This window comes from Chryseobacterium sp. SORGH_AS_0447 (assembly GCF_030818695.1).
GTDB lineage: Bacteria > Bacteroidota > Bacteroidia > Flavobacteriales > Weeksellaceae > Chryseobacterium.
Genome location: NZ_JAUTAR010000001.1, coordinates 2,049,066 through 2,072,615 on the forward strand (window position 1 = coordinate 2,049,066; position 23,550 = coordinate 2,072,615).

21 protein-coding genes are annotated in these 23,550 nt (G+C 40.1%); 11 read left to right on the forward strand and 10 right to left on the reverse strand.

All coding sequences use genetic code 11. From position 1 onward, the window contains the following. Window positions 1–101: 101 nt before the first annotated feature. The 5 genes from QE422_RS09605 to ribA all read right to left on the reverse strand — a co-directional run bounded on the left by QE422_RS09605 (window position 102) and on the right by ribA (window position 4,618). The gene (locus tag QE422_RS09605) at window positions 102–617 is read right to left on the reverse strand and encodes a hypothetical protein (protein WP_307457323.1); all 516 of its coding nucleotides are present in this window, start codon (window positions 615–617) and stop codon (window positions 102–104) included. A gap of 1 nt (window position 618) precedes the next feature. Further along, window positions 619–1,314, reverse strand: coding sequence for an ABC transporter ATP-binding protein (locus tag QE422_RS09610; RefSeq protein WP_307457326.1), 696 nt, complete (start codon window positions 1,312–1,314; stop codon window positions 619–621). 84 nt (window positions 1,315–1,398) lie between these two features. Then, window positions 1,399–1,965 carry a hypothetical protein gene (locus QE422_RS09615; RefSeq protein ID WP_307457329.1) on the reverse strand — a complete coding sequence of 189 codons (567 nt, stop codon included), beginning with the start codon at window positions 1,963–1,965 and terminating at the stop codon, window positions 1,399–1,401. A gap of 418 nt (window positions 1,966–2,383) precedes the next feature. Beyond that, window positions 2,384–3,850, reverse strand: a complete 1,467-nt coding sequence (locus tag QE422_RS09620) for an SDR family oxidoreductase (RefSeq protein WP_307457333.1) — start codon at window positions 3,848–3,850, stop codon at window positions 2,384–2,386. A 177-nt stretch (window positions 3,851–4,027) separates the two neighbouring features. Continuing rightward, on the reverse strand, window positions 4,028–4,618 hold the full coding sequence (gene ribA / locus QE422_RS09625; RefSeq protein ID WP_307457337.1) for a GTP cyclohydrolase II: 591 nt from the start codon (window positions 4,616–4,618) through the stop codon (window positions 4,028–4,030). Window positions 4,619–4,715: 97 nt separating this feature from the next. On the opposite strand from ribA, the gene QE422_RS09630 reads away from it, so the two are divergent. The 11 genes from QE422_RS09630 (at window position 4,716) to QE422_RS09680 (ending at window position 14,423) form a co-directional block, all read left to right on the forward strand. Then, window positions 4,716–5,369: a TetR/AcrR family transcriptional regulator gene (locus QE422_RS09630; RefSeq protein WP_307457339.1), complete on the forward strand. Its 654-nt coding sequence runs from the start codon at window positions 4,716–4,718 to the stop codon at window positions 5,367–5,369. A gap of 153 nt (window positions 5,370–5,522) precedes the next feature. Then, a complete protein-coding gene (locus tag QE422_RS09635; RefSeq protein ID WP_307457342.1) occupies window positions 5,523–6,842 on the forward strand; it encodes an AarF/ABC1/UbiB kinase family protein in 1,320 nt (439 codons plus the stop codon). Window position 6,843: 1 nt separating this feature from the next. Then, on the forward strand, window positions 6,844–6,999 hold the full coding sequence (locus QE422_RS09640) for a DUF2256 domain-containing protein (protein WP_307457346.1): 156 nt from the start codon (window positions 6,844–6,846) through the stop codon (window positions 6,997–6,999). Further along, a complete protein-coding gene (locus QE422_RS09645; RefSeq protein ID WP_307457349.1) occupies window positions 6,951–8,249 on the forward strand; it encodes a DASH family cryptochrome in 1,299 nt (432 codons plus the stop codon). The genes QE422_RS09640 and QE422_RS09645 overlap by 49 nt, the downstream gene beginning before the upstream one ends. Continuing rightward, window positions 8,234–9,715, forward strand: a complete 1,482-nt coding sequence (locus tag QE422_RS09650; protein WP_307457352.1) for a cryptochrome/photolyase family protein — start codon at window positions 8,234–8,236, stop codon at window positions 9,713–9,715. The genes QE422_RS09645 and QE422_RS09650 overlap by 16 nt, the downstream gene beginning before the upstream one ends. Before the next feature lie 215 nt (window positions 9,716–9,930). Beyond that, complete coding sequence (locus QE422_RS09655; protein ID WP_307457355.1) at window positions 9,931–10,212, forward strand: TIGR03643 family protein; 282 nt, start codon at window positions 9,931–9,933, stop codon at window positions 10,210–10,212. Between the two features lie 748 nt (window positions 10,213–10,960). Beyond that, the gene (locus tag QE422_RS09660; RefSeq protein ID WP_307457357.1) at window positions 10,961–11,659 is read left to right on the forward strand and encodes an SDR family NAD(P)-dependent oxidoreductase; all 699 of its coding nucleotides are present in this window, start codon (window positions 10,961–10,963) and stop codon (window positions 11,657–11,659) included. A 40-nt stretch (window positions 11,660–11,699) separates the two neighbouring features. Continuing rightward, the gene (locus QE422_RS09665; RefSeq protein WP_307457361.1) at window positions 11,700–12,341 is read left to right on the forward strand and encodes a MarR family winged helix-turn-helix transcriptional regulator; all 642 of its coding nucleotides are present in this window, start codon (window positions 11,700–11,702) and stop codon (window positions 12,339–12,341) included. 285 nt (window positions 12,342–12,626) lie between these two features. Then, entirely contained in the window at window positions 12,627–13,361 is a 735-nt protein-coding gene (locus QE422_RS09670; protein WP_307457362.1) for a YoaK family protein, read from the forward strand. Window positions 13,362–13,428: 67 nt separating this feature from the next. Beyond that, window positions 13,429–13,815: a nuclear transport factor 2 family protein gene (locus tag QE422_RS09675; protein ID WP_307457365.1), complete on the forward strand. Its 387-nt coding sequence runs from the start codon at window positions 13,429–13,431 to the stop codon at window positions 13,813–13,815. Between the two features lie 107 nt (window positions 13,816–13,922). Then, complete coding sequence (locus tag QE422_RS09680) at window positions 13,923–14,423, forward strand: GNAT family N-acetyltransferase (RefSeq protein ID WP_307457368.1); 501 nt, start codon at window positions 13,923–13,925, stop codon at window positions 14,421–14,423. Between the two features lie 113 nt (window positions 14,424–14,536). Here QE422_RS09680 and QE422_RS09685 read toward each other — a convergent pair whose 3' ends face one another. The 5 genes from QE422_RS09685 to QE422_RS09705 all read right to left on the reverse strand — a co-directional run bounded on the left by QE422_RS09685 (window position 14,537) and on the right by QE422_RS09705 (window position 22,954). Continuing rightward, on the reverse strand, window positions 14,537–15,217 hold the full coding sequence (locus tag QE422_RS09685; protein ID WP_307457369.1) for a type 1 glutamine amidotransferase domain-containing protein: 681 nt from the start codon (window positions 15,215–15,217) through the stop codon (window positions 14,537–14,539). Window positions 15,218–15,470: 253 nt separating this feature from the next. Continuing rightward, window positions 15,471–16,142 carry a MarC family protein gene (locus QE422_RS09690; RefSeq protein ID WP_307457372.1) on the reverse strand — a complete coding sequence of 224 codons (672 nt, stop codon included), beginning with the start codon at window positions 16,140–16,142 and terminating at the stop codon, window positions 15,471–15,473. A 200-nt stretch (window positions 16,143–16,342) separates the two neighbouring features. Beyond that, entirely contained in the window at window positions 16,343–16,978 is a 636-nt protein-coding gene (locus tag QE422_RS09695; protein WP_307457374.1) for a response regulator transcription factor, read from the reverse strand. Then, window positions 16,971–19,967, reverse strand: coding sequence for an ATP-binding protein (locus tag QE422_RS09700; protein ID WP_307457375.1), 2,997 nt, complete (start codon window positions 19,965–19,967; stop codon window positions 16,971–16,973). The genes QE422_RS09695 and QE422_RS09700 overlap by 8 nt, the downstream gene beginning before the upstream one ends. Window positions 19,968–20,593: 626 nt before the next feature. Continuing rightward, the gene (locus QE422_RS09705; protein WP_307457378.1) at window positions 20,594–22,954 is read right to left on the reverse strand and encodes a PAS domain S-box protein; all 2,361 of its coding nucleotides are present in this window, start codon (window positions 22,952–22,954) and stop codon (window positions 20,594–20,596) included. Window positions 22,955–23,550: the final 596 nt, after the last annotated feature.

Genomic DNA, 23,550 nt, shown 5'->3' on the forward strand with positions numbered 1-23,550 from the left:
AAAGGAGGAACTACTTTTAATGCGTAAAAAAACCGCCCGGAAATTTTCGGGCGGTTTTTTTATGATGTTCGACTACATAATTTTGTAGATTATCATTAGGTTTATTCTTTATTTTTTAATATAATGTCTTCAATTTCTTTTTTATCAATATTATTCTCCAGCAACAGACCGCCATCTTTTATAATTTCTTTTTCATATTTCCATTCTTCCCAATTGTAGACGTAATATTTTACTGAAGATGTCAGTATTTTACTAACTCCCTCATCGTGGGCTGATGTTAATGTTATTTTCTTTTCTTTTAAAACCGCAATCGGGATATTTTTTTTAAAATAAATAACAGTTTTATAATAATTATCGGGATAAAAGCGATAATAATAACTTAGAGCAACAATTTCAGTGGTTTTATCATTTACTGATTTGTCAACTGTAAATATTTCACTTTCAATAGTAGAATGTCCTGGTTGAAATGCTTCTATAATTTCTCTGCTGGGATTGGATTGATCTTCTATACTATTAACTTCCTTTATTATCTCCTGCTTACTTATTTGGGAATGAATTACAATTGGAGAAAAAATAGCAAATGCTAGATTGAAATAAATGGAAAATGCTGAACTCATTTTAAGCTGTATAACTCGCAAAAGCTTCTTCAAGGCTTTCAAACTTTCCTTTGAATTCGCCGATCGGGCAGTCCTGGAGAATGTTTCCTTTATGGATCAGGATCACGCGCGAGCAAAGGGCTTCCACTTCCTGCATGATGTGCGTCGAAAGCAATACCGTTTTCTGCTGGCCGATTTCTTTTACCACATTCCTGATTTCAATGATCTGATTGGGATCTAGACCGTTGGTGGGCTCGTCTAAAATTAAAAGATCCGGCTGGTGGATAATAGCCTGTGCCAATCCGACCCTTTGTTTGTACCCTTTGGAAAGCTGTCCGATTTTCTTTGATTTCTCCGGGGTAATGCCTACAAGTTCGATGACCTCATCCACTCGTGATTCCGGAATCTTATGAATATTGGCAACGAACTGTAGATATTCCTTCACATACATTTCCAGATACAGCGGATTGTTTTCCGGAAGGAAACCGATTTTCTTTTTGCTGTCGATCTCATGATCGGTAATGTTCTGTCCGTTAAAAATAATTTCGCCTTCATCAATTTTCAGCGCACCGACAATCGATTTCATTAATGTGGATTTTCCGGCTCCGTTTGGCCCCAGAAGCCCGATGATTTCATTGTTGTCGATAGAAATATTAATCTGGTTGAGTGCGTTCTGCTCACCGAATTTTTTGGTTAAATTATTTATTTGAAGAGACATAGTTTCGTAACGATCTTTTTGCAAAAATAAAATAAAAAAACTCATTCGCATGAATGAGTTAATTAATATTTCAAAATGTTTGATTTATTTTCTTGGCTTCCTGTTGTCGCTGGAAACCGGGGCTGCTGAAGAAGCCTGGCCTGCACCCTGTTGGGTATTCATATTATGAATAGTATTCGTGGTAGCCGGTTTTTCATACAACGCTGCTTTACCGCTTGTTTTTCCGAAGATTTTATCAATCTGCTTTTTATTCAGGAACTGGGATTTTCCTACATACTTCCTGTTTTTGTTGATATACTGGATGAACTGTACGGTTGGTGTACCGTAATTTTTTTCAAAATGCAGTTCGATAATATCATTCGGAAGTTCGAGAACAATATTGCTCTCCGGAGTGTCGATAAATCCGTTGGCAATCAGTTCATAAAGACCTGATACGTCTTTGTTCAGGTTTTGGAAAGAAAAAGATCGGAAGGTATTCAGGTTTGCCGTATTCAGGTCTTGGTAATTAACTGTGAATCGGTCGTCTTTTTTATATAAACCTACTGAATTGTCTTTACCGATTTCCACCAGGGTTTCATTCTTCAGCACTTTAATCTGTGCGAAAGCTGAAATTCCAAACAGGCACGTAAAGAGTAGAACTATTTTTTTCATAAGCCGTTTTTAATGTTTTTACAATCAAATTTCTGGAATAAGTAAAACGTGATGTACGCTTTTTTATTACTCTAAAGCAAATGTAACAAATTTTTTATTACAAAAAACGGTACAAAATAGATGTTATTTATTCTTTACATGGTGATTTATAGTAAACAATTGATAGTGAATATTTTATTTTCAGGTACTTATAAGGTACTTTTTGACCTGTATCCTAAATAATAGCCGTAAAATAATTTTTGTTAGTGTCGTAATTATTTGATAGTCAGGTAATAATATTGTTATTGTGGTATAAAAGTGCTTTAATTTAAAATAAATGTTAAATATATAGGAAATTTAATAATATGGTATTAATAAATTGAACAAAAATTTAATATGGGTGATAAAAATAAAAATATAATGATAAAACATTAAATTTTTATAGGAGAATAGACTGGGAATTTAATGATGCTTCTGCGGGTTTGCAAGCTTTCTTACCATTCCCTTTAAAAATGATGCCATGAAATGGCAAAACCGAATACCAGTAAAGCCTTCCGCTGAGCCCGTGCGGACGAAAAACCGCCTTCTGCCAGAGCTTGCCTTTATGTACATTAAACATCAGCCACGCCTCACCGGGAAGCTTCATTTCGGCAAATAAAATCAGCTTGCCTTCCTTTTTGTTGGCGTACAATACACGCCAGAAATCCAGGGCATCGCCTTCATGCAGTTGGGTGGAACTTGTACGGCCTCTTCGCAGTCCCGGTCCACCAACCAGGATATCCAGGAAACCACGTATTTTCCAAAGACTCTGCCCATACCATCCGTTGGTTCCGCCTAACGCAAAAACCCGGTCAAGGCATTTCTCACGGTCGTCATACGCTGCTGAGCGGAGATCCGTAAAACACCCGTATTTCGGGACATCCAGATAGTCCTTCAGGCTGGAATCGCTACGGCTGCTGATGAAGCTGTCTTTCCAGCTTGATGCGATCTCGTTATCCTGTATCTTTGCCAGTGTCCTGCGGATTGCCGTATCATAGGAAAATGGCTGCACACCTGTAATTTCCTTAATTTCTTTCAGGCTTTCCGGTCTGCAGATCACTTCAATTTTCATGCTGCCTACCAATGCTCTGGCAAGGTTATACGAAGTGGAAGTGATGAAATACAGCCAATAGGAAGACAATTTCGGCGTCATTACCGGTACCGTAATAATTGTCCTCTTCAGTCCGCGGATCCTTGCAAATTCCAGCAGCATTTCTTTATAGGTAAGCACATTATCGCAGCCTATGTCGAAGTTTCTTTGATAAGCCTGTTTTTTAAATAAGGTGAAGATCAGAAAATCCAGCACGTTGGCAATACCGATCGGCTGGCATTTGGTGTGAAGCCATTTCGGTGCAACCATCACCGGAAGCTTTTCCACCAGATCCCTGATGATCTCAAATGAAGCACTTCCCGAGCCGATAATAATTCCTGCCCTCAATACGGTCGCCGGAACTTTGCATTCCATTAAGATTTTTTCCACTTCAAAACGCGAGCTCAGGTGCTCCGAGAGCTGTTTTTCATTCACCAGCCCGGAAAGATAGATGATGTGCTCACAGTCTGTTTTTTCGATGAATTTGGAGAAGTTAACAGCGCATTGCTTTTCGGAGTCTGCATAGTCGTTGCTGTTGCTCATAGAATGCATCAGGTAATACGCTCCGGAAATATCTTTTGGAATATTTTCCAGGGTTTCAGGCTTCAGAAAATCTACTTCCACGACCTCGATCTGTGCGTCGGCAATATCCACACTTTTGGAAAAACGGCCGGCATCCCTGCAGCAGCATATGACCTGGTAACCCTGGGCAGCGATTACATTGATCATCCTTTTTCCGATATAGCCGGTAGCCCCGGTAAGCAGAATTTTTTTCATAAAATTTGGATTTGATTGAGTGAAATTCAGTGACAATGACTCAGCTGGCAGATTTTCAAATTACATTAAATCCATTAAATAATGGTATTTTAGTCTTATTGTCGCTTGCTCTGATAACTTTTTAGTTGCACTCAAATTAAAGTCGTCATCCGAATTCCTTTTCAGCTAATGAGAAAATTATACCTTTTCCAGCAGATGCCCGAAATAATCTTTCTTTTTACTGAGATAGCTTTCATTGGCCTCATTCGATTCTATCTCCAGAGGAATTCTCTGGTGCAGCGCGATCCCGCTGTTTTCTAATGATTTCAGCTTTTCCGGATTGTTGGTCAGCAGGTTGATTGCCTTTACATTCAGCAGGTTAAGCATTTCAATGGCGACATCAAAATTCCGCCCGTCTGCCGGCAGTCCGAGTTGAAGATTGGCTTCTACCGTATCAAAACCTTTTTCCTGCAATGCATAAGCCCTGAGTTTATTTATAATGCCGATGTTCCGTCCTTCCTGACGGAGGTAAATAATGATTCCACCGTTTTCCGACATATAATTCATGGCGGCATCAAGCTGTTGCCCACATTCGCATTTTCTGGAATGGAATACTTCACCCGTAATGCATTCCGAATGAAAACGAACATTAACCGTTTTACTGAAATCCGTATTCTCAGCAACCCAGACCAGATGCGGGTTCCAATCTTCTTCGTATTCTGAAAATGCGTAAACACGGAATAGGCCGAAATCGGTAGGGATGTTTGATTCTGCTTGTATCTTCAACATAATTCAAAAATTAAATCGTTTATATAGTACAAATGTATACTTTATTTTTATTGAAGATAAAATAAATTACTAAATTTGTTCATAAATAAATTCTATTATGCAAGAACACACACCTCTCACAAAGGAAAAAATATTTGAAGTTTACGGTGATTATCTCCTTAATCATGGGGAACGTCCGAAAAATGTATACCTTTTCTCAAAAGAAAACGGATTTGAAGAAAAAGAATTTTACCATTTCTTCTCCGGATTCGACCAGATTGAAAAAGAAATGCTGGATCATTTATTCAGAAAATCGCTGGAGCTGGCTTCAGAAGTCAATGCAGCGCCTGAAATAGCAACTAAGGAAATACTGCTGAATGTTTATTTCATTTTCTTTGAGAATCTTACGATGAATCGTTCACTGGTATTGTCTATTCTGGGAAATACAAAGCCGCAGAGCATAAAAGCCCTTCAGAATTTAAGGGAAACCCACCGGCAGTTTATTGCTACCCTGGATTTTAACGAATGGGAAATGGTCGAAAAAGCCAAACAGGATATCACAAGATTCAATGAAAAATCCCGGCAGGAGATCCTTTGGCTGCATCTGGTTTCTGCCATCGATTTCTGGAAAAAAGATACGTCGCCGGATTTCGAAAAGACCGATATTTTTATCGAAAAAACCATTGATACCGGTTTTGAATTAATTGAAAATGAGCCGTTACGCAAAGTAATCGACCTCGGAAAATTTCTCTGGAAAGAAAAATTCAAATAGGTTGCTAATGGCTTTGAATAAGTTTAGAAAATTGAAGTTAATACTTCGGTGAAAAGTTTATGCTGAGCCTGTTGGAGCGTCTTTGCAAACTATATAGACCGCATACTGAATAAATTTCTGCGGACTTTGCATTAAAACAAACAAAATTTAAAAATGAAAACATTAGATAAGATCCCGACAGGGAAAATTGAACGGACTGGCAGTCTTCTGAAAGCAGGCGCAAAAGTCGGAGTCAATTACCTGAAATATTACGGGAACAAAATAACGAAAGATGAAGAGGAAGCCCGCAAAATCCTGAATGAAGATAATGCGGCAGACATTTACGATTCATTAAAGGAACTGAAAGGTTCCGCATTGAAGGTTGCCCAGATGCTGAGCATGGAAAAGAACATCCTTCCGGTCGAATATGTTGAGAAATTTTCATTGTCCCAATTTTCGGTTCCGCCATTATCCGGGGCTTTGGTAAAGAAAACCTTCAGGAAATATTTCGGGAAGAATCCGGAAGAAATTTTTGATACATTTTCTGCGGAATCTGTAAATGCAGCAAGCATCGGACAGGTTCATAAAGCAACAAAAGACCATAAAAACCTGGCGGTGAAAATCCAGTATCCCGGCGTTAGGGAAAGCATTTCCAGTGACCTGAAGATGGTAAAGCCCATTGCCATGAAGATGTTCAACATCAAAAGAGAAGGTTCGGAGTCGTATTTCCAGGAAGTGGAGGATAAATTGTTTGAAGAAACCGATTATAATCTGGAACTGAAACGCAGCCAGCATTTTGCAGCAGCTTGCAGCCACCTTCCGAATGTGAAGTTCCCTCAGTATTATCCGGAATACTCCTGTGAAAAGATCATCACGATGGACTGGATGTCCGGGATCCACTTTTCGGAATTTACCAAAAAACAGAATACCCAGGACGAACTGAATAAGATAGGACAAACCCTGTGGGATTTCTACATGTATCAGATGCATATCCTGAAAAAAGTACATGCCGATCCGCATCCGGGCAATTTTCTGATCTCGGATAACGGCCAGCTTGCTGTTATTGATTTCGGCTGTATCAAAGAGATCCCGGAGGATTTTTATGTGCCGTACTTTGAGCTTGCTAAAGAAGAGAACCTGAAAAATCCTGAAATTTTCAGAGAAAAGCTGTTTGCCCTGGAGATTCTTCGTGAAGAAGACACGGCTCAGGAAAAAGAGTTTTTTGCCAAACTGTTTTATGAACTGCTGGAACTTTTTACCCGGCCTTTTAATCAGGAGACATTCGATTTTGCCGATGAAGGATTCTTCCGCGAAATTGCGGATCTGGGCCAGCGCTATTCCAAAATCAGCGATATGAAAGGAATGAATACCAACCGGGGTTCCAGGCATTTCATTTATCTTAACCGGACGTTTTTCGGCCTGTACAATATGATGCATGACCTGAGAGCGAAAGAGGTAGCGATTAATAATTTCAGGAATTTTATACAACCTTAATATGCCGTCCGGATTACCCTCCAAAATCTGCGAAACCTGCGGATTGCCTTTCAACTGGCGAAAAAAGTGGAAGAAAAACTGGGACGAAGTAAAATATTGCAGTGAAAGATGTCGGAAAAACAAAAAATCAATATCCTCTGGCTTACCAAAGACCTGAGAACAAGAGATTCGGAATCGTTATATAAGATTATGCAGGAAGGACTGCCTTTCCTGGCTGTATATGTTTTTGAAGACCTTGAGTTTAAAAGCTCTCAGTTTGGCAGCCGGAAAACCGGAAAATACAGGGCAAAATTTCTCATGGAAACGGTAGAAGATCTGAAAAATAATTTTACCCGTAAAAATATTCCTTTCCTTATAAAAATAGGGAATACGGCAACAGTATTTAAAGAACTGACGGACCGGTTTGAAATCACGAAGATCTTCTGCCAAGAGGAGTGGACTCAGGAAGAATTAATAAAGGAAAATGAAATAAGGGAAGTCCTGCCGTCGGCAGTCTGGGAAAAATCGTATTCTCAGTTTTTGGTCCACCCGTTGTTCGTTTTCAAAACAATAGAGAAAATTCCAATGCTGTTTACCGCTTTCAGACAGAAAATTGAGAAAAATCTGCTGATCCGCCCCGAATTTAATACAGAGCATTTGGGTTATGAAAGATCCGGTATTGAAGTGGAAAGTAATGAAATTTCTCTGGAACTGCTGGGGTATGATGGTTTTGAAACAGATAAAAGGTCTGCATTTCCTTTCCGCGGTGGAGAAACGGAAGGCCTGAAAAGGGTGGAATCTTATTTTTTGGAAACCCGTAATCTGAGCCGTTATAAAGAAACAAGAAACGGCTTAATCGGCGACGATTACAGTTCGAAATTTTCTGCCTGGCTTGCGGACGGAAGTCTTTCGGCGGTTACCGTATACCACGAGATCAAAAAGTACGAACAGCAATTCGGCAGCAATGAATCGACCTACTGGCTGGTTTTCGAATTGCTTTGGCGGGATTTTTTCAGATATGTCTCGATGGAATATAAAGATTTGATTTTCTGGAAAAACGGGATCAGCAGGAAAAAATATACTGCTGAATATAATGAGGAACTGATCCGCAGTTGGAAAGACGGCGCTACGGATTCGGATTTCATCAATGCCAATATGCTGGAACTTAAAAATACAGGCTGGATGAGCAACCGGGGAAGGCAGAATGTGGCTTCCTATTTCTGTAAAGTCCTGAAGCAGGACTGGCGGATCGGCGCAGCCTATTTTGAAGAGCTGCTCATCGATTATGATGTGCACAGCAATTATGGCAACTGGATGTACCTGGCCGGAGTGGGAAATGACAACCGCGACCGGATATTTAACCCTGAAAAACAGGCTGAAGTATACGACCCTAATCACGAATTTACCCAATTATGGCTGCAAAACTGAAATCCACCGCCCAGCTGATCTTTCCGCATCAGCTTTTTGAAGATACGGATTACCTGGAGAAAACACAGCTGGTATTTCTGATTGAGGAATTCCTGTTTTTCAGGCAGTACGCGTTTCATCAACAGAAAATTGCGTTTCACCGGGCAACGATGAAATTTTATGAAGACTATCTGAAAAAGTTGGGTTTTACGGTGGAATATATTGAAAGCACTTCTGAATTCTCCGACATCAGAAATCTGATTCCGAAGATTGAAAAAGAGGGTTTTAAAACCATCAGAACTACCGATGTCTGTGACCACTGGCTTGAAAAAAGACTGTGGAAAACAAAGCTTGAGCTTCAAGTCCTGGACAGTCCACTGTTCATTAATACGAAAGAAGATCTCAAAGAATATTTTGAGAATAAAAAATCCTATCATCAGACGGATTTTTATAAGCAGCAGCGAATCATCCGGAATATCCTTATGAAAGCCGGAAAGCCAGTGGGTGGAAAGTGGACGTACGATACCGAGAACCGGAAAAAGTATCCGAAGAACAGAAAAGCACCGTCGGTTAGTTTTCCAGAAAACAATACCTATTATAAGGAGGCTAAAAAATATACGGAAAAGCATTTTGCCGATAACTACGGCAGCCTGACAGACGAACAGCTGTATCCCACGACTTTTAAAGAAGCGGAAAAGTGGCTGGACCAGTTTTTTGAAACGCGGTTTGCCGAATTCGGGATCTACGAGGACAGCATTGTAGAAAAAGAACATTTCCTGCACCACAGCATTCTTTCGCCCTTGCTGAATATCGGGCTTCTTACCGCTGAAAATGTGGTGGAAAGAGCAGTTGCTTTTGCCAAAGAAGAGGAGGTTCCTGTGAATTCGCTGGAAGGTTTCATCAGGCAGATTGTCGGCTGGCGGGAATTTGTTCGGGGCGTTTACCTGTACCAGGGAACATATCAGCGGAATAAAAATTTCTGGCAACATCAAAATAAGATACCCAAATCCTTCTATACGGCGGAAACGGGCATACGTCCGATCGACAGTTCACTATCAAAAATCCTGAAAACCGGTTATGCCCATCACATTGAAAGGCTTATGGTCTTTGCGAATTTTATGAATCTCTGCCAGTTTAATCCGGATGAAGTTTATCAATGGTTTATGGAAATGTTTATCGACTCCTACGATTGGGTAATGGTTCCCAATGTTTATGGGATGAGCAGCTTTTCCGACGGTGGAAAAATGAGTACGAAACCGTATATCAGCGGAAGCAATTACCTGAAGAAGATGAGCGATTACCCCGACGGTGAATGGACCGAAAAATGGGATGCGCTGTTTTGGAATTTCATCCATGAACACAGAGATTTCTTCCTGAAAAATCCAAGACTGGGAATGATGGTCAGAACCCTTGAAAAAATGCCGGAAGAGAAGAGGAACAGGCATTTTGAGACGGCTAGGGAGATGATTAAGAGTTTGAGTGAGTGAGTGAGTGAGTGAGTGAGTGAGTTTGAGGGTTTGTGGGAGTGAGAGTATGAGAGTATGAGAGTATGAGTGTTTGAGAGTATGAGGGTTTGAGGGTTTGGGTGGGTGAGTTTTCAAAAGGCTTCGACGGGCTCAGCCTTACAACGCGGTAAAAGAGGGCTCAAAGACAATCAATAGGAAAAAATCTTTTGTAATTCAAGTCTAAAAAAATAAGAACAATGAATAAAAATTTTAATTTAAAAGAAACAGACCGCATCATTGAAATGGCGTGGGAAGACCGCACGCCTTTTGAAGCCATCCGGTTCCAGTTCGGGATCAGCGAGTCGGAAGTCATTGAACTGATGCGCACCGAACTCAAAGAATCGAGTTTTAAGCTTTGGCGGAAAAGGGTAAATTCCGGAGTCAGCCAAAAGCATCTGAAAAAGCGAAGTGAGGAAATCGAAAGGTTCAAATGCAGCCGGCAGCGGATCATCAGTAATAATAAGATTTCGAAGAGGTAGGGGAGGTTGAGGCTGAGGTAAAGATTGAAGTTAAAATGTAGTTGATGCTAAAACAAAATTTAAATTAATAATCTACGCTTGCCTCTATAAATGAAAATTTTATGCTGAGCCTGTAGAATTAGCTTTGTGAAACTTGAAATCCGTTTTAGTAGTGATAAAATCTTTTGCGTGCTTTGTATTTCCAAAGAGGTTAAATTATCAGCAAGGCTTCGACAGGCTCAGCCTGACAGGTATACTTAAGCAATACCTTAACAGGACCTAGTTTATCAACTAACAAGAAAAATTAATTAGTAAAACTCTGAAAGCTTTTATAACTAAAAAGTGTATGCTGAGCCTGTAGAATTAGCTTTGTGAAACTTAAAAACCGTTTTAGTAGTGATAAAATCTTTTGCGTGCTTTGTATTTCCAAAGGGGTTAAATTATCAGCAAGGCTTCGACAGGCTCAGCCTGACAGGTGTACTTTAAGCAATATCCTAATAGGCGGGTTTGTATTCAAGAGAAATTTAGGAATAAACCAGACTTCCTTTGTAAAGTTCAGGATAAATTTGGCCCGGCCTGACAAACCGTTAACCAAATAGAGTTAAAGCCTCAGTGTTCTCTTTTTAAGTGAAACGGCTTTGTAAAACTTAAAAAACGGTTAGTAGTAAAAAAACTCTTTGTGGGCTTTGTGTTTAAAATGTAATAAGACACAAACTAAAAAATAATCAGCATTATACGCTACATTCAAAAATAACATCAAAAAATAAATATGAAAAACATCGTTATTATCGGCTGCGGGAAAGGCATCGGTCTGGCCACGGCAAAGATTCTTGCGGAAAATCACCAAATTATCGGAATTTCGAAAACCCAAAATCCTGAATTGAATCATCCGAACATCGAATTCCATGAGATGAACATCCTTTCGGGAAATCCTGACGATATCGATTTTCCGGAGACCGTGGACGGATTGGTATATGCACCGGGAAGTATTAATCTAAAACCTTTTAACAGGCTTTCAACAGACGATTTCAGGAATGATTTTGAAATCAACGTCGTGGGAGCGGTGAAAATTATTCAGAAGCTGCTGCCAAACCTGAAGAAGGCTGAAAGTGCCTCGGTCGTCCTGTTCAGTTCTGTGGCGGCAAAATTGGGAATGCCTTTTCATGCTTCGGTTTCTGCAAGTAAAAATGCCGTAGAAGGGCTTACCAAAAGCCTGGCTGCAGAGTTTTCCGCGCAGAAAATACGGGTGAATGCCATTGCCCCATCTTTAACGGATACCCATTTGGCTGCACAGTTATTGTCGACCCCTGAGAAGCGGGAAGCTTCTGCCAAAAGGCATCCGCTGCAAAGAGTGGGAAACCCTGAAGAAATTGCGGCGATGGCGGCCTTCCTACTTTCGGATCAAGCTTCATGGATTACCGGACAGGTTTTCGGAATAGACGGCGGAATGGGAAGTATCAAGCTTTAGATTGGGTTAATCTTATTTTTTTTTAGACTAAATTTGCATTATGAATACTGACTTTTTCATTGATCTGCTTCATCAGGTAAAAGATTTTGAAAATTCTGAAGCCTGTAAACCCCATTCTACCGTTGAAGATTTCCGCTTATGGCTGAACGACAGGAAATACAGGGAAGAAAGTCCCACCAAGCTCTTCAAAAATGAACAGCATGAAGTTTCTTTTACCGAAAATGAAATCTGCAAGCAGGTGTTGCTGTTGGGAAGATATTCCAAACAGGCGATCAGAAGAGGCCTGAAGGATTTCCCCGAACTTGCCAATGAAGAATTTACGTACCTCTACCGTCTTAAAGATGAGCCGAACCTCACCAAGATGCAGCTGATCGAGCGGAACGGACACGAGAAGCAAACCGGGACGCAGATCATCAAGCGTCTGCTGGAATGCGGAATGGTGGCGGAAAAAAATGATGAAAAAGACAAGAGAAGTAAAAGACTGAACCTTACCCAGAAAGGTGAGAAGGCTTTTCATCAGTCTGTCGAAAAAGTGAATATCACCTCAAAATTTTTATCCGGTCAGCTCGCTGAGGAAGAAAAAAACATGCTGCTGGATCTTCTGAAAAAGCTCAATGAATTTCACGGGCATTTTTACCGCGAAAATAAAACCTCGGATCTGGAAAAGCTGATTCAGTATTAAATATGAAGTGATTCATTTCATATTTCACCATACATTAACCGTATTATAATTCAATGTGTCAACTGTCAGGCTTTTTCCGAGTAGATATTTTTTATTTCAAATAGCTGTTGTCCTGACAGGATAACAGACCATTATTTGATATTAAAAGAATGTTTGCCGTAATGTTAACAAAAGAAACGTCCGGCATCCGGCTTCCCTCTTCCAGCCATTAATGTAATTTCTACTTCGGGTTAACGCTGCAACGAATATCTTGTATAATTTCGTATTTTTGTGTAAAGCAATCCGATGTTCAGGCATAAGGGGAAAGGCAGGACCTTTCAGCATAACTTGAAGCTCGCTTCATTACTGTCATGTGTTGCCGGTATGGTCAATAGTATCGGTGTGTTTTCCGTGCATACGCTTACTACGAATGTAACCGGACATTTTGCTTATTTTTCCGAGCAGTTTTTTCTGGAAGATTACGCGTATGCTTTTACCTACCTGCTTTACATTTTTGCCTTTCTGTCGGGTGCTTTCGTGTCCGGTCTGGTTATGGAGCTGGCTGCAAAACGTCAGTCTCATACTTCTTATATAATTCCGATCGTTATTGAAGTGGCTATCCTTTCAATGGTCGGTTTGTCTTTCTTCAACGGGATCCGGCTGACGCCTGTTTACTCCAAATTCGTTTCCGTTTCACTGCTTTTTGCGATGGGCCTTCAGAATGCGCTGGTCACAAGGGTTTCGATGTCGGTGGTAAGAACCACACATCTTACCGGATTATTTACGGATCTCGGAATCGAGCTTTCCCAATTGCTAAGCAACAGGACATTACCGAAACCGATGCTGCTCAAAAGCATCTTTTTAAAGCTGATGATCATTGGCGGATTTTTTACCGGAGGAATTACCGGGGGCTGGCTGTATCAGTATTTTAAACTGCAAACGCTTTTCCTGCCGGTAATCATCCTATTGTTTGCCTTATGGTACGACAAAATGCTGTTCAGATACTATCATTTAAAAAGAAAATACCGCGTTAAAAGCTGATCCTTGTATTTCTTTTTTTAACTGATTTTCTATAATTTTAATTCCCTAATAATTTAATGCAGACTCTATGGATCATAAAGAACATTATACCGCTGCCATCGAAGATTACATCCGGGCATACAATAATTTTGATGTTGAAGGCATGTGCCGGAACTTAAGTAAAGCCATTGTATTTGAAAATATATCCGGCGGAGAAGTGGGAATGTACATTGAAGGAATTGAAAACTTTAAACAGCAGGCTGATGAGGCAACCGCTTATTTTTCAGACAGGCATCAAAACATTGAAAGCTGGAGTTTTAACAACAATACAGTAACTGTAGAAATCAGTTATGAAGGAACTTTAGCCATCGGTCTTCCTAACGGAATGAAGAAAGGAGATGTGCTTACATTAAAAGGAACTTCTGAATTTACTTTTGAGGATGATAAAATTGTTCTGCTGAAAGATATCAGCTGACGGAGTCTGATCTTCTAATCCGTGAAACAGTTCCGCTTATAAAAGTTTCCTCATCATTTTTTGTACAGGAAGAATGATTGAATTAATTTTGGACCAATCAAAAAAATATGGAGCAGACAGTTATCAGAAAAGCGGAAAAATCGGACAACGGAGCACTTGCAAAGCTTATCAGAGATACTTTTACGGAATTTGATGCCCCGAAGGAAGGGACGGTTTATTCCGATCCTACGACTTTCGATCTCTATTCATTGTTCACATGCGAAAATTCGGTGCTTTGGGTGGGAGAAATCGACGGTGTAGTTTCCGGATGCTGTGGAATTTATCCTACGGAAGGACTGCCGGAAGGATGTGCAGAACTGGCAAAATTTTATCTTCGCCCTGAGGCAAGAGGAAAGGGCCTTGGGAAAAGCCTGATGATGAAAAGCATTGCCAGTGCCAAGGAGATGGGCTATGATAACGTGTATCTCGAAAGTTTACCGGAGTTTTCAAAAGCGGTAAAAATGTATGAAAATTCAGGGTTCAGATTGCTGGAAAAGCCATTGGGAAATTCGGGCCACGATTCCTGTACCCTCTGGATGATCCGCGGTCTGGAGGATATCGAAATATAGGTTGATTAAAGTCCTGATTCGATCACGTTATTAAACATAAAAATAAATCCATCATTCCGGATAAAGAAAACCTTTCAGGAATGATGGAAATTATCAAACAATTTCAGATTGTTTTATTTCTTTAAAGCGGCGATGAGTTTTTCGGCTGCATTTTCGGAAGAAGCGGGATTCTGGCCGGTAATCAACAGGCCGTCCTGAACGACGTGCACGCCCCAGTCCTCTGTTTTAGAATAATCGCCACCCGCGTTTTTCAGTTCATCTTCTACCAGGAAGGGCACTACATCGATAAGCTGAACCGCCTCTTCTTCCGTATTCGAAAAGCCGGTGACCTTTTTTCCTTTTACCAGCGGTTCGCCGTTTTCCAGATTAATGTTTTTAAACACTCCCGGCGCATGGCATACGGCTGCTACAGGCTTGTTGCTGTTGTAGAAATCAAGGATTAGTTTCTGGGAATCGCTGTCTTCGGCCAGATCCCATAAAGGCCCGTGCCCTCCCGGATAAAATACGGCATCGAAATCTTCCGCTTTCTGTTCACTTAATTTATGGGTATCAGCAATCACCTGCTGTACTTCCTGATCCTGATAATACCGCTCCGTGGCAGGCGTCTGCGCATCGGGATCTTCACTTTTCGGGTCTATCGGTGCCTGTCCGCCTTTCGGGGTGGCCACCACAATATCAAATCCCGCATCTTTCAGGGAATAATAAGGTGCCGCGAATTCTTCCACCCAAAATCCTGTTTTTTTACCAGTGTTTCCAAGTTCATCGTGTGAGGTAACTACAAATAGTACTTTCATTGTATGTATTGTTTTTGATGTTTTTAAATAAATTGCATAGATAATCTAATTCGGCATGTATGATAAACCGGTTGAATATTACATGGTAAATTCCGCATCTCTTCCGGTTTGTCTTAGGTAGAGGTACAACTTTGCTGCCAATCCGGATGACAGTATTATAAAGCTGATTTCCAATGTATAGGCACAGATATTTTTAAATAACGAAATCCTGAAAGATAAAAAACAGTCTTTGCAGAATATGAAATTCAATCAATTAGAATGAATGAAAAATAGTTTTTGCTCCGGTGATCGCAATTTCCAGTCCGACACAGAAAATAAGGAAGGCGAAAATCCTGTTGGCAATATTCTGCCCGTTTGCACCCAGTTTTTCGATGATCTTCTTGGTATGACTGTAGAAAAAGAAGACCAGAGCGCACATAAACAGGATGGCCAGAATGATGGCGGATGTATTGATAAGGTAATTTTCCCAGTTTTTGTCTGCACTGTGGGCACTCAGCGTAAATAATACGGAGATGGTTCCGGCCCCGGTAGTAATCGGGAAGGTAAGCGGATAAAAAAGCTGGTCCGAAATATCCGATCTGTTGGTATTTTCTTCTTCGGTTATTTTCTTGTCGCTGTTTTCCTGCTGGTCGGAAGAAAGGGAAGTCCATCCCATCTTACAGATCAGGATTCCACCTGCAACCTGAATGACTGGAATAGAAATTCCGAACAGTTCGAGAATCCAGTGTCCTGCAAATAATGAAACAATACAGATAAAAAAGGCATACAATGTAATTTTTCTTACCGCATTTCTTTTATCGCCTTCCGAAAGCCTGGAAAGATACGGATTGATGATCAGTGCGGAACCGATAGGATTTACCACCGGAAAGAGTGCAATAATTCCTATAAACAGCAGATGTAAAAAAGAATGAAACTGTACCAGCATAAAGTCTCCTGAATTATCGGTGAAACATAAAATTAGTATTTAAATATATAACTATTCAGTCAATTACGAAACTTCAACGGATGAAATTTTATATCAATCCAACAAAGTATATCCAGTATTTTTAATCGGAATACGATCGCAGATATTTTAATTTTCCATCTTATGAAAACTTGATGTTGTGAAGGTTACAGCATAATCTTTTATATTTTTTCAGCGGAAAAATTCTCGTATATTTTAATGAGGTCTACGATATTGCTGGTCCCAAGCTTTTTGTAAATCCTTTTTTTATAAGTGCTGATGGTCGGCATCTGGATATGGAGAATATTGGATATTTCCAGGCTGCCTTCACCTTTTACCATCAGGTTAAAGATCTGATATTCCCTTTCCGATAACTTTTCCAAAGGATTGGTCTGGGGTACAGCGGTGGAGGTTTTCAGAAGATATTGGGTAATTTGTACCGGATAATAATGGCCTTCGTGAAGAATTTTTTTTACGGCTTCGGCAATCTCTTCCACCTTGCTGAGTTTGTTCAGGTAGCCGTCTGCTCCTTCCTGAATATACTGCAGGGCCACCGATTCGTCATGAACGGAAAAAATTAAGATTTTAGTCTCCTGACAGATCTGCTTGATCTCCGAGATCATTTTTTTGTTTTTGCTTTCCGGCATGTTGATATCCAGAATGATTAGGTCATAATGCTGACAACCCATTTTTTCGAGCACTTCGAGATAGTTTTCCGCTGTATCAATAAGGATATCTTTGATCTTCGACTCCAGGATCAGGCTAGTACCGGTTAACACGATATCATGATCATCTGCAATAAGAATTCTTTTATTCATTTGTCAAAGTTTTTAATATTATTTTGAAAACAGTACCGGAAGGGATATTGTTCTCGAGTTCGATTTTTCCGTCCAATATATGGATAAGCTGCAAGACAAGATGCAGACCCATTCCGTACTTCTGAAGCAGCAGCTTTTCGTCGTCAATATTCTTGTGAAGGGAAGTGTAATATTCAATCTGCGACGGGCTCATGCCGATTCCGTTGTCTCTGATGATGATAACGGTCGTATCACCGGTGATTTCAGATGCAATGCGTATGCTGCCTTTCTGTGTGAATTTTACGGCATTATCCAATAAGTTATGGATAATCACTGATAATGTATTCTTATTAATATCCAAATAAATATTGGGATCCACTTCATTCGAGATGACGGTATTGCTGTTACCGGCAATCGGATCGAAAAGCTTCTTTTTTTCCTGGATAAGATCGTACAGCCGGTAAAGTTCTTTGGTATCGCTCCTGTAATTATTGTAAATATCCGCGTATTCCTTCAGGGCGAGGGTAAAATTATAGAGCTGGCTGGAAGACTTCGAGATAGAGGTAAGAATCCGGCGCAGTTTTTCTTGATCGTGCCGGTCGTTTTCCAGAATATCCTGGGCCGCAAAAGCAATAAATTTGATGGGCGTGGTAATATCGTGAGTAATGGTGCCGATAAGCTTCTTCTGCTGTTCAATCTCGTTGTTCAGCTGGTTTTTGGTTTTTTCCAGGCTTTCTACGGTGGCCGAAAGTTTTTTGGTCCGTGCTTCTATGATATCTTCCAGCACAAGATTCTTATTCTTTAAAATTCTTGTTCTCATCCTGATGATGAAAATGATGATCATTGCTATCAGTATCAGGCTTACTATTTTAAACCAGATGGTCTGATAAAAATAAGGGGTAACAACAATATGTATTTTTTTGTAAATATAAGTTTCATTGTCTGAGGTAAGGACCTTTATCGTATACAGATGATCCCCGTAAGACGGGTTTGAAATGGACAGTTTCATGCCCTGTTCTACATTTTCCCATCTTTTGTCCGGCCCCCGTTTTAGTTTTATGATCACATTATTCCGGTTGGAAAAATAAGGGACATCAATAAAAATGTCGATTTTCTCGACTTCCTGGTCAACGGTTAAACTTTTTGAGAATCGAATTTCTTTTCCGTCGATCAAGGCCCTTTCCAGATAAAAATCTTTCGGATACATGCTTTTTGTTTTCAGTGGATTGAAGAAAACAAGCCCATCGAGCGACGGTAAAACAAAATCTCCATTGTTTAAGATATTACCGCAGATGTTGCTTCCACCATTAAATTCGTTGGTATTGAATCCCGCATCTTTCGTATACCTGTAATAACTTACTTCCTGGTTCCTGTCATTAGCAAATTCCAGAAGTTTTCGTTCCCGTACTTTGTACAGCCCGTTATTGGTTGGAATCCAAAAAAATTGTTTCTTATCTTCCAATATCGTATGGGCGGACAGTAAATTTTTATCAGTATCCAAAGGCATCCTGATAAGCGTATCGTTTTTAAGAAGGTAAAACCCTTTTCCTAGTGTGGTAATCCACAGGTTGCCGTCGTTGCTGCGGATTATATTTCGTACATAAAAATCTTTACCGGTTGCGATATTATTTTTTTTGTATGTTTTTAAAGAGATTTTGATGAGCCCGTGAATCGTTCCGACCCAAAGGAAACCGTCGGCCCTGAAAAGCTTGGTCGGCTCCGAATCCAGCGGAATAATTCTTTCCGGCATTTTGAAAGACCGGTCTTTGTAAACCAGCAGGTTCCCTCCGCTATACTGCCTTAATGAAGGCCGGGTAACTGTATAATACCGTTTCTGATCATACAGAAAGTCTACTAATGTGTTTGAGGTTTTAATAATTAAATTCCGGGTTGAAAAAGAAGATGAATTCAGATAAGCATACACTTTTCCCGAATCTTGAACGATGATATTTTTATCCTGGTCGTAGCTGATAAAATACTGACTGTCCGTATCGAATGCTTTATCGCCCAGCAGGCCTCTCCGGCTGTATATCTGTCCGAGCGGGGTGATGACACTGGTATTATTATAGGGCAGGGTAGAGTAGAACACCGTATTGGTGGCACTGTTTTCTTTTGTTGAAGAAAACTGATGGAAATTCAGAACTGTCAGGCCTTCGATACTGCTTCCCAAGTACAGCTTGTTGTACATTGTATCGTAATACGCACAGGTGAGATGCTGAATATGGAGATTGCTCAGATCTGCCAGCAGGGTAATCCTGAAATAATTTTTCTCATAAGAAAGACTGTATATTTTCTGGTCTTTAATGATGAATACGGAGTTGGTGATCTGGCTCCATAAAATAGCGCTGCTGTTATCCGCTAAAAAAGGCATATCATATCCAGCGGTAATCCTTCCGTTTGTTATTCTGTAAACTTTTCCTGAGGCATAATCGATATGATAAAGCTTTTCATTAAGAGTGAAAAGGGTTAATTTGTTTTTAAAAACCGTGTTGAGTGATAACGACACCTCTTTCAGGGAGGAAGGATGCACGTAGGTAACAGACGAATCGGTAATAAAATAATGCCCTTCTTTCATCGTCAGATGAAAGGGACCTCCCTGTTTGGGATGGTAGTTGTAGTTGACGTGAGAAAGCACATGATTACGGCTATATGTATACCGAACGCCGGAATGATGCAGGTCTTTAAAAACCTTTGCCGTTCTTCTGTTGAGCAAAATGGTATGATAACCGGCACCCGTCAGGATACTGTCTTTCTGAACATCGCCATAGAAAAAAGTAAACCGTTGATTGTTAATCGGAAAATCTTTAAAGGCCAGAAATGCAGACCCGTCATAACGAACAACGCCGTTCTCTGTGGTAAGCCAGATAAATCCGTATTTATCTTTTACAATATCTTTTACACTATTCTGGGGCAGGCCGTTATCTGTATTGTAGCGGGTAAGGTTATACTCCTGACTGTGCAGTGACAGACAGAGAAGAGTAAAAAGAAAAAGCAACAGTCTCGCGGACAAAATTAGATTTTATTGCAATAATACATTAATTTCTTACCTGATCAATACCTCGCTTTTATTTTCCGGAGAACTGATCGGAAATTTTATCTCAATTCAGCTGAAGTTAATCAGCTAAAAAAGAAAAGTTACAGATGCAACTGAATATGAAATCCTGCTTCTGTAACTTTTTGAATAGCTTACCGGATGAAATCATACATCGGTAATATATTTACATTGTGTTTTTTAATACTTATAGCGGGAAGTCAACGATGAAACCATAATAACCACTCAATTATTTTGATGAATAATCGTTTAACTGAGCTGTTGAAGTTATAATTGCCATTATTTTCCTTCTGAAATCTTAAGGGGTAAGATTTATTTTTAACAGTCAGATTATAATTCCAAAACTCCGATTTTCTAAAAATCCTGAGATAAAAATAGAATTCTTATCGCACAATCTTTATTCTAAGTATACTGCAAAAGTAGGGATAAAGAAGATGTCGCCGAAAATAAAAATGTAGAAATGTAATGTCGTATTTGTAGAAATATTTCTACAAATTTAGCTTGCGGAACTAATGTAATTTTTTATCAGGATATTCTATGGTGAACTGCTGATAGCACTTTGAAGGTTTTTATGGTAAAAAATACTAATCTTCTATTTTCAGCGGAAGTGAAAAAACAAAATCTGAGCCTTCACCCATTTTACTTTCTACTGAAATGGATCCGTGATGGTGGCTGATGATTTCCGAACAGAGATACAGCCCAATCCCAAAGCCGGAAATCGACTGCATTTCTTCACCTTCAACCCTATAATAGCGGTCGAAAATATGGGCGATATCTTCCGGTTTGATTCCCTTACCCTGATCTTTAACACTTACATAAGCAAAATTATCGTCAGAAGTACAGCTGATCCGAATGGTGCTGCCTGCGGGAGAGTATTTAACCGCATTGCTGATCAGATTATGAATCACCTGCTCAATCTTATCCCGGTCGGCATTTACCTGTACGGATATAATGGGAGAAAAGACGGTAATATGGCTGTCGATGGTCGCTTTAGCTTCTTCTTCAGCCGTTTTCAGCAATTCTGAAAGGTCAAACAGCTGACGGTTAATATGGATCTTTCCGGATTCAAGCCTGGAGATATCAAGGAACCCGTTGATCATGGTGGTCATTTTATTTATCTGAAGGTCTGCTTTTTCCAGTATTTTGGAGAGCATCGTATCGTCGGTTTTTGAAAACTTGGCCTGCATCAGCTGAATATACGTTTTGATGGAGGTAAGCGGGGTTTTCATCTCGTGGCTTACCATGCCGATAAAATCATTCTTGCGGATTTCATCCAGCTTTTTTTCAGTGATTTCATGCAGAACACCCGTAAAATATTCTTTGCCTTCCTTTTGCTGTATTTCGCCGATGGCGCGTACCCAACGCAGTTTTTCATCATGATAGCCAATAATAAGATATTCCATATCAAATCGGGCTTTTTTCGAAAAAGCTTTTTCTATATTAGCGGCTATAAGATCCCGAAAATCCGGATGGATTTGCTTGAAGGCAGCTTCAGATGACATCTTTTCATCCGGATAAAATCCAAAGATTTCCTTAAATTTTGGTGAACAGGTAAATCCCCGGTCTTCCACACTGATCTGAAATGTTCCTAATCCCGCAGCATCCACAGCCATTCTCAGGCTTTCTTCGGCACGTTTAATTTCTGCACTGGCCAGATGCTGATCGGTAATGTCCATCACAATTCCTGTAAAAGCAGAAAAAGTCCCCGAAGCATCTGCTTTAAGGTTACCGATCGCGCGCAGCCATCGAAGACGGTGATCATGGAAGCCAATTACAGGATAAGTAACATCGTAATCGCCGTCGTTGTAAATAGCATTTTCAAGTTTTTCTGCTACATAAGGCCGGTATTCATCGGTGATCTGGGCCAGACTCTGCTCAATGGAAAACGGCTCGTCTTCATAATAACCGAACAGTTCTTTCGAGCGGGCATCCGTAATAAATTCCCTGGTCGCGGAATGGATAAACCACGTACCGAAATTTGCCGCCTCTACCGCCAGCCGGAAAGCAATCTGTCCTTCTTCGATTTTTTCGTGAGCTTTGATGAGTTCATCATTTACCTTGGCAACTTCTTCAAGGGTCGCGGCAAGCTCCCGATTGGTGCAGGCTAGTTCTTTATTGAGTTCCTTCAGGCTTTCTTCCCATTTTTTACGGTCGGTTACATCGCGGGTAGCTCCGGCAATGGCTTCCACTTCACCATTTTCATCAAAAACAGGTGTGAAAATATAGTCATAAACGCGGCTGCCCAGGGTAGCATGGGGAAAAGATACATCTCCGCGTATCGGAAGTTTCGTTCTGATGATTTCATCAATTTCCCGCTCATGCATTTCTGCATGCCATGGCTCATAGCCAATTTCCAATAATCCTTTCCCTATCGATTCTTCCCAAGTTCTGCCCCACATATTCAGCAGGGCTTGATTGGCATAAGTGAAACGGTAATCCAGATCAAAAACATACAGCAGATCCGGAGTTGATGAAGTAATTGTTTCGTACAGCCTTTTCTGCTGGTCGGACCGGGCTTTGGCTTCCGATAATGCTGCCTCAGCTTCTTTACGCTGGGTAATGTCCTGCGCCGTCCCGAACCACTCAATAACCTGGCCTTGACTATCGAAAATAGGAATTGCTTTTGAGGCAATCCATCCCGGGCTACCGTCTTTCCGCAGCACCCGGTGCTCCATCTGGAATATTTTCTTTTCACGGATACATTCTTCGATGGCTGTATTTACACGGTCAATATCTTCAGGATGAACATAATCGGTTTTCCAATTGACATTCGGCGCCTCTTCATCTTTCAAAAATCCTGCTCCGTCAAGTTTTCGCATCTCGCTCCAATCAGGACTCAACGAATAGACGATGTCCGAGGTCGCTTCGATAAGGGCTTTGAAGCGGGCTTCCGTTTCAGCTACCCTCTGCTTTTCAGAGGTATGTTTGTGAGAAAAATTGGTCATATCTTCAGCGGCTAACAGTAATCAATATAGGTTTTATAAGAATAATAAAGTTATGGTTTTTTATGTTAAAAACGAGTACCACATGACGGTTCTAAAATTTGGTAATGTATAAACGAAGACCGTTATTGAAAATTTTATGATATGATGATTAGAATGATAAACAGCAAAGAAAAATCACACTTCAGTTTCATCAATACTTGTCAATTAATTTTTCATCCGATTTCGGTAATTCAAATAGCACAATACAAGCAATTTTAAGTTTACTTAATTCTTATTGCCTTAAAGTATCCAGAAAGTTTCATTTTTTATAGCTGATTGTTTGAGTTTTAGAGAAATGCAAATTGATAATGATTTCGCATCATTTAATCCATTGTTATCTCTGAAAACTTTAGAAATTATCTGATCTCTAGTTTCTCAAAGTAACACTGCCGGTTTTAAGGTCTACTGCAACTACAGATTGAGGATGCCTGAAAACTTTTATATGAACCAAAGAAAGATGAAATTTGGACTTTGAAGAATTAAGTAGCAGTTGTGATTGCATTGTATTACTAATTCGATGGAAAGCATCATGTGGGAAATGACTTCTAATAGTTTCT